The 15,269-nt window shown below is 44.8% G+C and carries 13 protein-coding genes; 6 read left to right on the top strand and 7 right to left on the bottom strand.

From position 1 onward, the window contains the following. The first annotated feature begins 15 nt into the window (after nucleotides 1–15). Together PATL_RS03155 and PATL_RS03150 are read left to right on the top strand one after the other, a co-directional pair. Nucleotides 16–993 (top strand): GGDEF domain-containing protein, encoded by a 978-nt coding sequence (locus PATL_RS03155; protein ID WP_011573510.1) that lies wholly within the window; start codon nucleotides 16–18, stop codon nucleotides 991–993. Between the two features lie 102 nt (nucleotides 994–1,095). Then, nucleotides 1,096–1,482 (top strand): DUF2750 domain-containing protein, encoded by a 387-nt coding sequence (locus PATL_RS03150; protein ID WP_011573509.1) that lies wholly within the window; start codon nucleotides 1,096–1,098, stop codon nucleotides 1,480–1,482. A gap of 10 nt (nucleotides 1,483–1,492) precedes the next feature. On the opposite strand, the gene PATL_RS03145 is transcribed toward PATL_RS03150, so the two are convergent. Both PATL_RS03145 and PATL_RS22620 read right to left on the bottom strand, forming a co-directional pair. After that, on the bottom strand, nucleotides 1,493–2,158 hold the full coding sequence (locus tag PATL_RS03145; protein WP_011573508.1) for a UPF0149 family protein: 666 nt from the start codon (nucleotides 2,156–2,158) through the stop codon (nucleotides 1,493–1,495). Then, entirely contained in the window at nucleotides 2,155–2,322 is a 168-nt protein-coding gene (locus PATL_RS22620) for a hypothetical protein (protein ID WP_157043388.1), read from the bottom strand. Before PATL_RS22620 ends, PATL_RS03145 begins: the two co-directional genes overlap by 4 nt. Before the next feature lie 50 nt (nucleotides 2,323–2,372). On the opposite strand from PATL_RS22620, the gene PATL_RS03140 reads away from it, so the two are divergent. Beyond that, nucleotides 2,373–2,999 carry a MarC family protein gene (locus tag PATL_RS03140; protein ID WP_011573507.1) on the top strand — a complete coding sequence of 209 codons (627 nt, stop codon included), beginning with the start codon at nucleotides 2,373–2,375 and terminating at the stop codon, nucleotides 2,997–2,999. Between the two features lie 57 nt (nucleotides 3,000–3,056). On the opposite strand, the gene PATL_RS03135 is transcribed toward PATL_RS03140, so the two are convergent. Continuing rightward, complete coding sequence (locus tag PATL_RS03135; RefSeq protein ID WP_011573506.1) at nucleotides 3,057–4,097, bottom strand: alpha/beta fold hydrolase; 1,041 nt, start codon at nucleotides 4,095–4,097, stop codon at nucleotides 3,057–3,059. 157 nt (nucleotides 4,098–4,254) lie between these two features. After that, nucleotides 4,255–5,847 carry a cation:proton antiporter gene (locus PATL_RS03130; protein ID WP_041713246.1) on the bottom strand — a complete coding sequence of 531 codons (1,593 nt, stop codon included), beginning with the start codon at nucleotides 5,845–5,847 and terminating at the stop codon, nucleotides 4,255–4,257. A gap of 414 nt (nucleotides 5,848–6,261) precedes the next feature. On the opposite strand from PATL_RS03130, the gene PATL_RS22325 reads away from it, so the two are divergent. Further along, a complete protein-coding gene (locus PATL_RS22325; RefSeq protein WP_006994027.1) occupies nucleotides 6,262–6,432 on the top strand; it encodes a DUF3545 family protein in 171 nt (56 codons plus the stop codon). Between the two features lie 74 nt (nucleotides 6,433–6,506). Here the strand turns inward: PATL_RS22325 and PATL_RS03125 are convergent, their stop codons facing one another. Both PATL_RS03125 and PATL_RS03120 read right to left on the bottom strand, forming a co-directional pair. After that, nucleotides 6,507–8,072 (bottom strand): SulP family inorganic anion transporter, encoded by a 1,566-nt coding sequence (locus tag PATL_RS03125; RefSeq protein ID WP_006994028.1) that lies wholly within the window; start codon nucleotides 8,070–8,072, stop codon nucleotides 6,507–6,509. Nucleotides 8,073–8,269: 197 nt separating this feature from the next. Continuing rightward, nucleotides 8,270–8,890 (bottom strand): FKBP-type peptidyl-prolyl cis-trans isomerase, encoded by a 621-nt coding sequence (locus PATL_RS03120; RefSeq protein ID WP_006994029.1) that lies wholly within the window; start codon nucleotides 8,888–8,890, stop codon nucleotides 8,270–8,272. A 303-nt stretch (nucleotides 8,891–9,193) separates the two neighbouring features. On the opposite strand from PATL_RS03120, the gene ppc reads away from it, so the two are divergent. Both ppc and PATL_RS03110 read left to right on the top strand, forming a co-directional pair. Then, the gene (gene ppc / locus PATL_RS03115) at nucleotides 9,194–11,812 is read left to right on the top strand and encodes a phosphoenolpyruvate carboxylase (RefSeq protein ID WP_011573504.1); all 2,619 of its coding nucleotides are present in this window, start codon (nucleotides 9,194–9,196) and stop codon (nucleotides 11,810–11,812) included. A 232-nt stretch (nucleotides 11,813–12,044) separates the two neighbouring features. Further along, complete coding sequence (locus tag PATL_RS03110; protein WP_011573503.1) at nucleotides 12,045–12,674, top strand: YigZ family protein; 630 nt, start codon at nucleotides 12,045–12,047, stop codon at nucleotides 12,672–12,674. 21 nt (nucleotides 12,675–12,695) lie between these two features. Here PATL_RS03110 and PATL_RS03105 read toward each other — a convergent pair whose 3' ends face one another. Further along, nucleotides 12,696–14,621 carry a methyl-accepting chemotaxis protein gene (locus PATL_RS03105; protein WP_011573502.1) on the bottom strand — a complete coding sequence of 642 codons (1,926 nt, stop codon included), beginning with the start codon at nucleotides 14,619–14,621 and terminating at the stop codon, nucleotides 12,696–12,698. Between the last annotated feature and the right edge of the window lie 648 nt (nucleotides 14,622–15,269).

Here is a 15,269-nt window from a genome sequence, read left to right as displayed (position 1 = left end):
GAAGTCTAGAACGCAATGAAATACCAAAAGCGCTCCTTTGAAGAGCAGATTATCATGTCAATTAGTGCCGCTGCAGCGCTGTGTATTCTCCCCTTTCTCGTTATTCGTATTATCAACCAAGATTGGTACATTGCATTATTAGATTTTATAGCTGTTGCCTCAACGACTGGACTGTTAGCTTATGTGTATTTTACTCGGCGCACACTATTTGCTAGATGGGTGTTGTCTATTATCTGCCTTGCGATCGCCTCGGGTACTATTTGGCTCAAAGGTGCGGAGCAAATTGTCTGGGTTTACCCCGCTATTATTTGCTTGTTCTTTATTCTGCCCCCCCAACTAGCAGCGGTTTTGTGTGCGGTAAACGTTGGCTTCATTGGCTATTTGTTACACGCAGATATGACCTTGCTAGACAATGTGCGCTATTACTTTTCTACCTTAGTGACCTTTTTCTTCAGCTATGCCTTTTCAGATCGTATGCGTTTTCAGCAAGCCCAATTACAGATATTGTCCTATAAGGACCCCCTTACAGGAGCAGGCAACCGTAGAGCAATGGAAGAGAAGCTAATTGACATCGTTAAAGAACAACGCCAGCAGCCCCAAAAGATTAAAGCCTGTTTGCTATTAATCGACTTAGACGAGTTTAAAAAAATAAATGATCAATTGGGCCATGCATGCGGTGATGGGGTGCTGGCACAGACATCAGCGCTGATAGAACATATGCTCACCAGCGAACAGCACTTGTACCGCTTCGGGGGCGAAGAGTTCGTCGTACTCACTGACGGTAGCTTAGAGCAAGCCATTACCCTTGGGGAAAGTATCCGTCAAGCCGTCAATGACTTTCCGTTCGAACAAGGCCTGCACATTACTGTATCTACCGGTATTGCTGAGTATCAGTTTGATGAGACAGAGTTTGAATGGCTTGGCAGAGCAGATACTGCTATGTACCAAGCTAAATCTGCAGGGCGGGATTTGTGTTGTTTGGCTGCCTCCTAATATGAATTACGGCCCCAAAACGACTTGTGTTAGAAAGCCTTTGGTCTCGTGCTAGCCATCGGTTAAGATCACGCATTATTTTCAATAAAAAGGTATCCCCTTATGACTCAAGCCCTCGACCAAGACAGCATAGCCAGCATTGAACGATTCACGCCAGAGGAGCGCCTAAGGTATTTGGTAAAAGAAGTCGTAAAGCAAAAACAGATTTGGATCCTCACGGATGAAGATGGTTGCGTCATGCTCAACACCGAAGATGAAGACTGTGCACCTGTGTGGCCGAATAAAGAGTTTGCTCAGTCTTGGGCGACTGGAGAATGGCAAGACTGCGAAGCTAAAGCCATAAGCTTAGAAAAATGGTACGCCAGTTGGACCTCAGGTTTAGAAGAAGACGATGTATTTATTGCGGTGTTTCCCAATCAAGATGAAGAAGGTTTAATTATTTCACCTCAAGAGTTGGATTATGAACTAAAGCAACAGGCCAGAAAATAAAGTAGCAAAGCTAGTTGCTAGGTGGGCTGAAGGTTTCAAACTGGTTAGGTAGGTATTCCACCAGCGTTCCTGACAATTTCACATAAGTCTGTAACGCTGAGGGCAATGATAAAAATAGCCTCGGTAGTTGAGAAACAAATTGTTGGTCATTATTACGTACCTTCGCTTGTTCAAACGCCAAAGGCAAATCAGCGAAGGTGCTAAACATGGTTAAGCAATGAGACAAATCCTTAGTGGCTGAAGGCATGGCATTGGGGTTTTTGTTGTGCATTTTTTGCCATGCGTTATTCCATACTTTTTCAAGTCGACTGTGACCCGCTAGCACCCCATTGCACCAGCGAGATAACGCCAGCTGCTCGGAGTTAATTTTTTGCGCGCCTGGTGGCAATTCAAACTGGTCGTCTAAGCGCACCTGATCATCACGCATCAATCTCAATTGATGCTGTAGCAAACCCATTAAGATATCAGTCAATTTATCCGCCGTTTCAGTGTCAGGCAATTGCCCATGCTCTTTGAAAATCCACGGTAACCACACCTCTGGCATCGGGATTTCAGGTGCTGACGCCACCGCAAAAACTAGCCCATTTAAATAATCTACTGAAAACAAGGCATGCGATAAAGCATCGCCTTGACAGAGTGCTTTGAGTTCTTGTTCTCTTACAAAAGTAATAGTCATGGTTGCGCTGCCACTTGATTAATTAATTGGATTATCCGTAATTCGCTTACCTGGCGCAATGCGCCACTTTTCTCGTGGTAGCTTAGCCCTGTATTTTGTTTCGCTAAATCACTCAACGAATAAACGCAACCAACGGCGAAGGGGCCATTATTAGTGTCTTTCATGGAATAAAGATATAATCCCTGAACTAAAAATTAAGGACAATTAAGACACAATGAATCCATTAATAGAGCATGCGCTGTCCGTTTTTATGGCCTTTTTCGCCATTATGAATCCAATCGCCAACACAGCGGTGTTCTTTGGCTTAGCCGGGGACAAAAACAAAGTCGAACAAAGCAGAATTGCCGCAAAATCCTTACTCATCTCCTTTTTTGTTATTGTCATGTTCGCCGTGTTAGGAAAATCTATTTTTCATTTATTCGGTATTACGCTTTCGGCACTTCGCATTACAGGGGGCATACTGGTGTTTTTGATAGGCTATCAAATGCTTCAGGGATCTAATTCGAAATTACACACTGCCGATGAAACTACCGATACTGATATAACCGTGTCGCCTCTTGCGGTGCCACTTCTAGCAGGTCCGGGGACTATTGCTACTGCAATGAATTATTCTGCTGCAGGCGGATGGATGGAAATTATCATTACCCTGCTCGCTTTTTCTGCACTGAGTCTTATTACCTTCTTTTGCTTTATTTACAGTTCAAAGATACTCAATGCTGTTGGTGAAAGCGGTGTGGATATTATCACTCGTTTAATGGGGCTCATATTAGCGGTAATTGGTGTACAGATGTTAGTTGCAGGATTAAATGCAGCTATCACGTTTTCAGCTATCTCAGGCTGACCTTGACACTGGCTGACGTTAAAGCCAGTAGGGTTGATGTGATTAGCGAGAATGGTATTAGTGTAACGCTTTATCCAGTGCGATTTTAAAACGCGAAAAATCTTCTATTTGTGGCAAATGCCCCAAATCAGCTAACTCATACAACTTAGCGTCTTTGAATTGCTTTATCACCTGCTCACCCAGCAAATCATAACGCCCTAACTCATGAGTATTGCCTATTTTTTGCCAGTTTCGCCCGGGAGCCGTTCTGTCTCGTGTGCCAATAATCAAGCGAGTAGGCACTGAGATATATTTAAACTCTTCGATGACAGGCTGGGTAAATATCATGTCGTAGGTTAGTGCGTTAACCTTTGCAATGCTATCGCTATCAGGCCCTTGCACTTGACCAATCATAAAATGGGTCAAGTTGGCGTACTGCTGATCCCACTGCCCCGCGTAGTAGTTTTTCTGCTGGTATGCCTGAATGGAGTTAGCGCTTTTCTTTTGCTCTTGCTGATAGAAAAAGTCGACATCTTTGTATTGGCTATACAACAAGTAATTCTCTAATCCAATTGGATTGACTAACAGCAACCTTGAGGTGCTTTCTGGGTAGAGTAATGCGAAGCGGCTGGCCAACATACCGCCCATAGAATGACCAAGAATGATGCCTTTTTCGATATTCAGTGATGCCATTAGGGCTTTTGTGTGACTAGCCAATACCGTAAACGAATATTGATAATCGACCGGCTTTGAAGATTTACCAAAACCTATTTGATCTGGAATCAACACGCCATACCCTTGCGCGCGCAAATGGTCCGCAGTAGATTGCCAATAGGCGCCGTTAAAATTTTTACCATGCATCAATACCACCACAGGTTTATTTGCCGCACTCGGTAAATACATGTAGCCCATATCTAACGATTGCCCTTGAGACTCAACCACGAAGTGCTTAACGGCATACGGGTAAGGAAACTCACTTAAGGTGGCGTCGTATTTCAAAGAAGCAACATCCACTGTTTTATCAGCACCATTGGCACTTGGCTTCACCGCGCCACTATTAGAGGGCATTGCCGATACAGACGTCACAACCAACGCTATCAATAATCCTAGTAATCTCATTGAGCTTCCTCATTTTATTTTGTGCCGATTTTAAAGGCAAAAAATGCTAGCAATAGTAAGTACGCACTTACCTTTGAATCACGAAATAGAATGCATATTTGTGCTAATCTTCATCCCTTGCACGAATGCAGCTCTTCACTGCGCTGTAATATTAGGCTTATGTCTCGGCTATTTGATATTCACCTTCAGCGCTTAGCATACGTAAGCTTTCTTCAGCTAAACCAGCCCCAGCTTCGGTAAACATGTTGAATACATAATCCGTTCCCGTAGACATCAGTTTTTCTACTTCATCGTCGTATCGGGCAATAGCAGCTATCTTCCCTTGGTACTTCGCCACACGTAATTGTTGCGTGATATGAGTGGTGTCATCAACAGACGGTAATGCCAGTAAAATAAGTTTGATATCAGTGGTATCGACGTTCTCCCACATATCGGCATCTTCGCCGTCACCTACAATCACTTTTAAACCATCTTCTTGGAGTTTTCGTACGCGCTGTGGATCTGCATCTACGCCGCACAGCTCATCTCCCAATGAAGGCCGCAAAGCGCCATACGCTCCTTTGCCTACTCGTCCCATACCAATCAGTAATACGCTTGCACCTTCAGGTTGCTGATAAATATCTTCTCTCAGGCGAATGTTACTTTCGTATTGGCGCAGGGTATCTTTCAATTTTAGGTACTGACTGTGGGCAGACTTATAACGCAAGCTGGTGAATACGAAAGAGAACGATACAGCAAGCGCCACAATGACTAACCACTGGGGAGTAAGCCAACCAGAACTAACGGCCAACGCAGCTACAATTAAGCCAAATTCGCTGAAGTTACTGAGCACCAAACCGGACAGATAAGCCGTGCGAGCACGTAACTTGAATTGCACAAATGTCACAAAGAAAAGTACAAACTTAAGCGGCACCAGCACACATAAAAGCAATGCAATCATCACCATTTCAAGATCGGGCAATGCTATCAAGCCTATAGATAAGAAAAATCCCACAAGAAACAAGTCTTTAAAACTGAGTAGGGATTTATTTAATTCTGCCGCTTTTGCATGAGGAGCGATTAACATGCCTAAAATCAACGCTCCTAAATCCCCTTTCACACCGACTAAATCGAATATGTAATAGCCGCCAAGTGCAAACAGAAAACCGGTGAGTGGGAGTAATTCACCATGCCCAGCGCTATTAATTAAGCGGTACAGTAAAGGACGAGCGAACCACAAAGCAAATAACGCGAACGCCCACAGTGTTGGTGCTTTTCCTGCTGCGAATACCAAAAACAGCACAGCGAAGATGTCTTGCATAACCAAAACACCGATAGCGATTTTGCCGTGACGCGTTTTTATTTCCCCGCTTTCTTCGAGAATTTTGACCACGCAAACTGTGCTTGAAAAGCTCAGGGCAAAAGCGAGAAGAGCCGCTTGTTGGAGCGTCATGTCAGCGAAATACGATAACCCTAAATATGTCACGCCATATATGACACCAGTGACCAATAGTACCCAAATCACCATATGCTGGGCACTGGCAACCCATACCTCGGGTTTAAGTAAATCGCGCACATTTAATTTGAGACCGATGGTGAACAACATCAGTGTAATGCCTAAATCCGCCAAAGCCTGCAGATTTTCAGAGCTTTCGAAGCCAAAGTAATTAAGCAAAAAACCCGCGCTAAGAAAGCCAATCAATGGCGGTAAGCCCAATTGTTTCATACTCAAACCGCCGACAAAGGCGAACAAAAGCCACATTAATTCCATATGCACTACTACGATAGGTTCTTTTGCCCGTAGCATGGCAACTTTGGATTATTAATCAAGAGGTAAGGTCCGCTTAATTACGCAATTACTTTAGAACAAAGAAGGTAAGGATAAAAAATGTACGCGTAGAATGCACAAAAGCCACAATAAGGTCGAAAATTGAGCATTCTTGGTTTTTAGCGCATTTATCGTCTCGCGCTTAAAAAATAGACAGAAATAGCCTAAACGCCGCCACTTTGCTCGCTCTTAGGGCTATCAGTGTCAAAAAAACTTCACCAAACGTTAATATAAAGTTAAGAAATGTATTCTATTTTACCCACTCCTATGGTAAATATTATTTGAAATTTTCATTTGAGTTCGAATGGAAAGCTCAAAGATTTCAATGCTATACATTATGTAATAATGGAGATCTCAATGGATACATCTGAATTATTAACTGTAATTGATACCGAATCCCGCCCGAATAAAACGAAAACAACAAAAAGAAAGTGGAGAGAGATTGAAGCAATTCACGACCGCTATAAACTACGGCAAGAATTGCGTGAGCTAGGTATGACCCAAGCCGACGAATTAGAGATGTTCTAATCTCTTAAAAAAAACCGCTGAAGTGACCCTTCAGCGGTTTTTTTAATTTTACGCTTGGCAAATATTGACTAGGATTAACCTAATTTGTCAGTAGCAATTTTATAACGTGGGTCTTCATTCAGGTTCATTTCAACATAGCCTTGAGCCTTGCTCATTAAAGCGCGGCATTCTGCTGAGATGTGCCTAATATGAAGCTTCTTACCCTGTAGCTGATATTTGTCAGCCAAAGAGTCAATTGCATCTACTCCTGACGAATCCCAAACACGAGAGTCATTAAAATCAATCACCACATCTTGCGGGTCATTTTGTGGGTCGAACAAGTCTTTAAAGTAAGAAACAGAGCCAAAGAACAGCGGCCCTTGTAGCTCATATACTTTCCATCCATCTTCGTCAGTATGCGTCTTGGCAGAAATGTGCTTAGCGTGTTTCCATGCAAACACCAGTGCCGACACTATTACGCCAACCACTACCGCAATAGCCAAATCAGCGATAACAGTAACTGCCGTCACCAGAAATAGTACAAATGCATCTTCTTTATTTACACCGCGAATAATACGGAAAGAGGCCCACTCAAACGTACCGATAACCACGATAAACATAACACCGACAAGGGCTGCCAGCGGGATCATTTCAATCAAAGGAGCAGCGAAAAGAATGAAGCCAAGAAGTACTAACGCCGCTGTGATGCCAGATAAACGACCGCGACCGCCAGAGTTGATATTAATCATACTTTGGCCAATCATGGCGCACCCGCCCATACCACCGAAGACACCGTTAACTGTGTTTGCCACACCTTGGCCAACACATTCACGATTGCCGCTTCCACGGGTATCGGTCATTTCATCGATGAGTGACAACGTTAACAACGATTCAATCAAACCAACTAACGCCAGAATCACGGATGTAGGTAAAATGATATATAAAGTTTGAAGGTTAAACGGCACCATAGGAATAGCAAAACTAGGTAGCTCACCTGCTAACGTCGCGGTGGCTTTTTGCTCTTCAGGCAACATATCGCGCACAAAATCGATAACAGTGCGTGCTTCTAAATCTAAGCCATGCACTAAAAGCGTTACGGTGACAATAGCGACTAAAGATGCAGGAACTGCTTTGGTTAACTTAGGTAACAGGAAAATAATTGCCATGGTTAAGCCAACTAGACCCAGCATGTAGTACAGCGCACTACCCTGCATCCATTCCAATTCACCCAATGCGTTGGTGACCTTAAATTGACCAAGCTGCGCCAAGAAAATCACGATAGCCAAGCCATTTACAAATCCGAGCATAACGGGGTAAGGGACCAGTCGTATAAACTTACCCAGTTTAAACACCCCGGCCAAGATTTGCAGTAGGCCGGCCAATAACACAGCAGCAAACAAATATTGCACGCCATGCTGAGCAACCAACGCTACCATGACTACAGCCATAGCGCCTGTGGCACCAGAAATCATACCTGGTCGCCCGCCAATTGCAGACGTAATCAAGCCCATCATAAAAGCAGCATACAAGCCGACCATTGGCTCAACACCTGCTACGAATGCAAACGCAACCGCTTCTGGCACTAGCGCTAATGCAACCGTGATACCCGACAGCACATCGTTTTTGACATTGCTGCCACGATCGCCAGTTATATCAATCATTCATTTTCCTCTATTATCCAAGAACACCCTTAATATCCGGCTATTTTACCAGCAAAAACCAACTAGGTGTTTTAACAGTTTGTTAAACACTCATTTTTTCGTGCCCTTTGTGCCACTTGTGCCACGCTTTCTATCGCTGTGCGGTCATCAGGCATAAAAAAAGCCGGCGAACCGGCTTTTAAAGCATAAAATGCGTGTTACGCAATGATATCAAGTAGCTCAACATCAAACACAAGTGTGCTAAATGGTGCGATTGCACCGCCAGCGCCTTGCTCGCCATAAGCAAGATCGTGTGGAACAAATAAACGTAACTTAGCACCAACTTGCATAAGCTGAAGAGCTTCAGTCCACCCTTTGATCACACCGCCAACAGGGAATTCAGCCGGTTGTCCACGATCGTAAGAGCTGTCAAACACAGTGCCATCTAGCAAGGTACCGTGGTAATGAACACGCACGGTAGATGCAGCAGTAGGTGTTTCACCGTCACCCGCATTCACTACTTCATACTGTAATCCGCTTTCAGTTACCGTTACTTCATCACGCTTAGCATTGTCTGACAAGAACGCTTCACCTGCTTCTTGCGCTTCAGCAAACTGAGCATTTTTAGCAGCTTGCATACGCTCGTGGATTTGATTGAATGCTTCACGCAGCGCGTCGTTAGTCACTTGCGCGGGTTGCAAGTTAAACGCGTCAGCTAGGCCTTCTTGCACGGCAGAGATGTCTAATCCGTCGAAAGGGTTAGCGCGCAATTGCTCACCCATTTGAAGACCGATACCGTAGCTTGCTTGTAGCTCAATAGTTGAAAATTTATCTGACACAATCACTCCTAGAAATTAGAACAAGGGCGTAAAATCACGCCACTTTATAAAAAATGGCCGATAGGGTATCACAAAGCGCTCGATGATTTAAAAAAGCGTCCACCTTCGCTTAATCAGTAACCAATGTTGAAAGCTTTCAGATTTAAATACATCTATCGCTGCTACGAACTTTAGGGTAAAAGTATGCATCTTGTTGCTAAGTAACCACAGTTGGTTTTTAGACAATTCACCATTTTAACAGTATGGTAACGGGCTGTTTTTAGCATTATTCTTTAATCTTCTATTATTCCAGCGGAGGCACCAGTGCCAAAAATTCTAGACTCACAACTCAAAGAAACCGTACGTAATCTAGGTTCAACGTTAGGTGACATGATCCGAGCCCAATTGGGGGATGAGTGGCTGCAACGAATAGAAACCATCAGACTAGATGGTCGCGAATCATATAAAGGCGACAGTGAATGTTCTGACAAACTTAAAGCACTATTTAGTGAGCTCGAAGATGAGCAGCTGTTAGTCGTAGGTCGTGCATTTTCTCAATTTCTAAATTTAGCGAATATCGCCGAGCAAGAATTTAACAGCGCCAACCATGATCAAGACTCTATTCAAGAATTGTTCAATCATTTGGACAAAGATAACGTATCTGCAGAGACCTTCGAAAAAGCGGTAAACCAACTCAGTATTGAATTGGTATTAACGGCACATCCTACTGAGGTCACTCGTCGCACATTGATCCACAAACACAGCGAATTAGCACAATGTTTGCGTCAAATACATCAAACGAGCTTATCTGACATTGAACGAGATAAAATTCGCACCAGAATAGCGGATTTGGTGGCACAAGCATGGCACACAGAAGAAATTCGCACCGTACGCCCTACCCCTGTAGATGAAGCTCGTTGGGGTTTTTCGGTTATCGAAAACTCGTTGTGGGAAGCAGTACCCGATTTCGTACGTGAGCTAAGCGCAAAATTTGAAGCGAAATACAATCTTGCGCTCCCCCTAGATGCAGCCCCAGTGAAATTAAGCTCGTGGATGGGCGGTGACCGAGACGGTAACCCATTCGTAACATCGAAGGTGACTCAGCAAGTTCTGTTACTCGCCCGTAAACGCGCAGCGAAACTGTTCGCTCAAGACGTGGATATGTTACAAGTAGAGCTGTCGATGAGTGATTGTGACGACACAATTCGTTCAATGGTAGGCGATGAACTTGAACCGTATCGTGCACTATTACGTCCTTTGCTGGACACGCTAACCAATACCAAAAATGGTATTGCTGAATTTCTAAGCGGTGCGTCAGTAGACGACAGTAAATGGATTGCCAGCAAGGATGAGCTGCTGACTCCGCTAATGCTATGTTACAACTCGTTGCAAGCTTGCGGCATGAGCGTCATTGCCGATGGGCGCTTGTTAGACACCATTCGCCGAGTACATTGTTTTGGAGTGCATCTACTTAAGTTGGATATTCGCCAAGATTCTGAGCGTCACGCAGACGTATTCAGTGAGCTTACCCGCCACTTGGGCATGGGCGACTACGGCAATTGGAGCGAAGAAGACAAGCAAGCATTCTTGTTAAAAGAATTGAGCTCGAAGCGACCTTTATTTCCAGCCAAATGGCAGCCCTCTGCCGACGTTCAAGAAGTGATTGATACTTGTAAAGTGGTCGCACAGCACAGTGAAGAAGGCTTCGGTATTTACATTATATCAATGGCGAGTTTACCTTCAGACGTGCTTAGCGTGCACCTATTGTTGCGCGAATTCGGCGTGACATGGCCTATGCCTGTTGCCCCATTATTCGAAACGCTTGACGATCTGAATGCTGCTGCCACTGTTATTGATGCCTTAATGAACATCGACTGGTATCGTGGTTACATTCAAGGTCATCAGTACGTAATGATAGGTTATTCTGACTCAGCGAAAGACGCTGGCGCTATGGCTGCAGGTTGGGCTCAGTACGAGTCGCAAGAAGCCCTTGTTGGGATTGCTGAAAAGTACGGCGTTGAATTAACGCTGTTTCATGGTCGCGGCGGTACAATTGGGCGTGGTGGTTTACCCGCTCATGCAGCGATCCTGTCCCAGCCTCCAGGCTCTTTATCTGGCGGTTTCCGTGTTACCGAGCAAGGTGAAACCATTCGTTATAAATTTGGCATGCCGCAACTTGCTCAGCGCAGTTTAGCTTTGTACGCCAGCGCGATATTAGAAGCCCTAATTTCGCCGCCGCCAGCGCCGAAACAAGAATGGCGTGATTTAATCACCGAAGTGGCTGCAAACGCACGCGACAACTACCGCAATACAGTACGTCACGATGAGAATTTCGTGCCTTATTTCAGAGTCGCCACGCCGGAACAAGAACTAGGCAAATTGCCATTGGGTAGCCGCCCAGCCAAGCGTAAACCTAGCGGCGGGATCGAAAGCCTACGTGCTATACCTTGGATATTCGCATGGGCGCAAACACGTTTGGTTTTACCGTCGTGGTTAGGTGCAATGAAAGCGGTTCAAACCGCTATTGACGCAGGTCATCGCCCACTGATCGACGATATGCTTCAAAACTGGCCGTTCTTTCACTCGCGCTTCTCCATGCTAGATATGGTGTTCGGTAAAGCCGACCCACGTATTAGCGCTGAATATGACAAGCGTTTGGTCCCTGAAGAACTGCGGCATTTAGGTGATGCCTTGCGTGATGAACTCAATATGAGTATGAGCTTGTTACTCGATGTGCTTCAACAAAAAGAAGTCATGGAGTCAGACCCGAAAGGTAATGAATCTATGAACATCCGTGCAGGTTACTTACAACCATTGCATTTTTTACAAATTGAATTGCTAGAGCGTATTCGTGCAAAAGGTGAAGAAGCGGACCCAACGTTAGAGCGCGCCATGATGGTGACCATCGCCGGTATTGCAGTAGGTATGAGGAATACGGGGTAGTACTCTACCGGGTAGTACTCTACCGGGTAGTACTCTACCGGGTAGTACTCTACCGGGTAGCGTCTTCAGGGTAGCACTCTGCGAAGTAGCGCTTAAGGACGAACACGCAACACCTTCTTAAATCGTTGGTTTGATGCAATAAAAACTGTCTCAGGTAATCACTTGAGACAGTTTTTTTCATTTTACGTATAATTCCTATCATTCCACTTTACACGCCCCACAGATTGAGCTTATGGCAATAACATCTCCTTATTTGATCCCCAGCGCACCAGTCACCTTTGAAGAAGAAATAAAACGTAGCCGGTTTATCACCCTACTCTCCCATACACCTAGCGCTGCAGAAGCCAAAGCGTTTATCCAACGAATAAAAAACGCGCACCCACAAGCTGGGCACCATTGTTGGGGCTTTGTGGCTGGCCCACCCGCGGACTCGATGCAGCTAGGTTTTAGTGATGATGGTGAACCAAGCGGCACCGCTGGTAAGCCGATACTCGCTCAATTGCAGGGCAGCCATATAGGTGAGATAACCGCAGTGGTGATCCGTTACTCTGGTGGAACGAAGTTGGGTACAGGAGGCTTAGTGAAAGCTTATGGCGGCGGTGTTAAACAAGCTCTGTCGCTGTTGACCACCAAAACACGTGTAGCAACAGCTCATATTGCCATTGAATACGATTACGCCTTACAGGGCGTTATAGACGATTTAACGCGTGAATATGACCTTTGTATTACGTCTTCGAGGTTTACAGAAGTAGCCTCTATCGTGGTTTCAATAGAGGCTATTCAGGTTACAAGCTTATTGAAAAAAGCCTCTTTGTTTGAGAACACAAAGCTCAGAGCACGTCACCTAGAGCCCAAAGAATAACTGAGACACCAGCTAGCTTAACTAGCGTTTACCTTTGCTGAACTGATGCGTTAACGCGTCCAACTGTTGTGCCAATGCATTTAGTCCACCTGACTCATCTGCCATCTGAGCAATCTTTTGCATATTCTCCCCAGAGCGCTTTCTGATGTCTTGCATATTACGATTTATCAACTCGATACTAACGGACTGCTCTTCTGTCGCCGCAGCTACAGACCGATTGGCTTGAGTTATGTCATTAAAATGTGAACTATTTGCCTCTAGAACCTGATGGGCGGTTCCTATGGAGCTAGCAGTAACTTGAGATTGCTCAATTATCGAGGTGATTTCTTTAGTTGCTGATGCCGAGGTCACCTTGAGCTCTTGCATAATCGCTTGCACTTCATGAGTAGAGTCTGCCGTTCGTTTCGCTAACGTGCGAACTTCATCTGCTACCACAGCAAAGCCTCTACCTTGCTCTCCCGCTCGCGCCGCCTCAATAGCGGCATTCAACGCGAGTAGATTCGTTTGATCGGAAATAGCTTGAATATTCTCCAGTACTTTAGCAATGGTGTCCGTGTTATTGCTCAGTGAACGAATGACCTCGGCCACATCGTTTATCTTAGTCACTAATCCATTAATATCTTGCTGGGTGTTAGTGATAACCTGAGATATTTGATCTCCTTCAGAATTGATTTGCACCGCCACCACCGTTGCAGATTCAGCACTTTTTGCCACTTCACTTACTGCACTGCTCACCTGACTTAGATTCATCGATATATCTTGAGTGTGCTCATCGCTTTGTTGCGCACTTTCTAAGGTTTGGCCGGCGATATTTTGTAATGAACGCGCGACATCTTTAAGCGCTATACTATTTCGCATTACGTCACTAAACGTCATATCTAATTGATTAACGAAATCGTTGTAGCCCTTTGCAACATCTGCTAATTCCTTTTGACCCGTTTCAGGTAAGCGATAAGCAAGATCCGCGTTCCCTGTTCCTAATTTTTTAAAGACGCCTGCAAGTTCATTGATGGGCCGCGTAATGCTGGTAGCGACGAACCACGCGGCCAAACAGGCTATTGCTGCAATTAGAATTGACCAGAGCGTAATATTCCATACTGCATTGTCTAAGGTAGCGAATATTTCGTTGTACGGTACTTGGGCCACGACATACCAATTCATGCTGGGTATATAACTGCTTACGACGAGCATTTTGGTATTTTTCATCTTTACAGTGGCTAGATTAAAGTCGTTTTTTTCTAGTAAGCTGGTCCCATTCCCATTGCCATATAAGGCATCTAGGTTGGCGTTATTAATCAGTCCTGTTTCAGTATGAAGTCGAACCAGCCCTTGATCATCAACCAAATAAACGAAACCCGATGCTTCTAACTTAAAACTTGCGAGCAAATCGACAACGTCTTTAAAGGACTTAGCGGTACCAGATAACCCCCTTCCATTGGCTTGCTGATAGTTTACGAACAAATCTGTTTTACCCGTATTTGGATCTCGATAAACGCTGACCATATCGGCTCGTTTACTTTGGATGTATTTAAAAAACCAACCATCAGCCGTATCGTCTTTTAAAGTGCGCAGAAAACCCTCTTGATTCCAGTAACGATTCGTCTGTTTGTCCGCAAACGAAGCAGCACTCAAGTTGTGCTGACTCACGGTATTTCGCAATAACTGAACAAGGAGTTTCTCACCTTCTGCTGATTGCCCTTGCTCGTTCCATTGCAGAATAAAGGGATCTGTCGCAATTTGAGTAGCGATAATTTGCATGGCTGTTATTTTGCCGTCAATTTCACTTGCGATCCGCTTAACAATGTTGGGTAACTCTGTGCCAAGTACACGATCCTCGATCGTGGTGCGAGCGGTCATCATGCTGATACCGCCTACTAATGTAGAGGTTAACAATACGAAGATACTCAGAGTGAAAATAATTTTTTGCTTTATGGACAACTGTTTCATCGGTGCTCTTTTAGGACGTTGAAGAGTGTGGCGGAATTAATATTTGTATCGGCAGCGATACGCATTGCATAACACCATTCTACACAACTACAAACAAATAAAGGCTAGTAATTTTACCAGCCCTATAACTTCGAAAGTGAAGTGCTTCCGCTTAAGCGCTTAGACTGACTTACCGTACCGGATAGCAACATTAGGCTTTCTGTCAGACTTAACAAAGGAGGAAACCGGAGTCTTTCTGGTGCACCGCACCAGCTGGTTGAACGACTGGCATGGGTGAAGTCAGTTTATTTAGGCGTATTGCGCCGCCTGACTGAACGGGCACACATGAATGTGTGCACTGGGCCGCGTGGCCAGAGAAGGGTTAAACCGCATTTTGTACACAGCTACATATGGCTACATCACTCTAAAAGCGGGCCCCATCACTGAGGAAGGATTACCCCCGCTTTGTGCACAGTGACATCTAGTTGCGTCACCAGGGACGGGTTCAACCCCGTTTTGTATAGACATAAAAAAAGGCCACCGAAGTGACCTTTCTTTCAAATCAATTTGCTAGTAATTAAGCAATGATTTTTGCAACAACGCCTGCACCTACTGTGCGGCCACGTTACTCCGGGCATCCTGCCCTACGCCCTACGGGCCATGCTTCGC

The sequence above is a fragment of the Paraglaciecola sp. T6c genome (assembly GCF_000014225.1).
GTDB lineage: Bacteria > Pseudomonadota > Gammaproteobacteria > Enterobacterales > Alteromonadaceae > Paraglaciecola > Paraglaciecola atlantica_A.
This window is presented reverse-complemented; position numbering and strand designations above follow the sequence as displayed.

Excerpts from the sequence above, each read along its gene's own strand:
- PATL_RS03125 (WP_006994028.1), bottom strand. The coding sequence starts at position 8,072 with ATGATTGATATAACTGGCGATCGTGGCAGCAATGTCAAAAACGATGTG.
- PATL_RS03145 (WP_011573508.1), bottom strand. The coding sequence starts at position 2,158 with ATGACTATTACTTTTGTAAGAGAACAAGAACTCAAAGCACTCTGTCAA.
- PATL_RS03150 (WP_011573509.1), top strand. The coding sequence starts at position 1,096 with ATGACTCAAGCCCTCGACCAAGACAGCATAGCCAGCATTGAACGATTC.
- PATL_RS22620 (WP_157043388.1), bottom strand. The coding sequence starts at position 2,322 with ATGAAAGACACTAATAATGGCCCCTTCGCCGTTGGTTGCGTTTATTCG.
- PATL_RS03135 (WP_011573506.1), bottom strand. The coding sequence starts at position 4,097 with ATGAGATTACTAGGATTATTGATAGCGTTGGTTGTGACGTCTGTATCG.
- PATL_RS22325 (WP_006994027.1), top strand. The coding sequence starts at position 6,262 with ATGGATACATCTGAATTATTAACTGTAATTGATACCGAATCCCGCCCG.
- PATL_RS03110 (WP_011573503.1), top strand. The coding sequence starts at position 12,045 with ATGGCAATAACATCTCCTTATTTGATCCCCAGCGCACCAGTCACCTTT.
- PATL_RS03105 (WP_011573502.1), bottom strand. The coding sequence starts at position 14,621 with ATGAAACAGTTGTCCATAAAGCAAAAAATTATTTTCACTCTGAGTATC.
- PATL_RS03130 (WP_041713246.1), bottom strand. The coding sequence starts at position 5,847 with ATGGAATTAATGTGGCTTTTGTTCGCCTTTGTCGGCGGTTTGAGTATG.
- PATL_RS03140 (WP_011573507.1), top strand. The coding sequence starts at position 2,373 with ATGAATCCATTAATAGAGCATGCGCTGTCCGTTTTTATGGCCTTTTTC.
- PATL_RS03155 (WP_011573510.1), top strand. The coding sequence starts at position 16 with ATGAAATACCAAAAGCGCTCCTTTGAAGAGCAGATTATCATGTCAATT.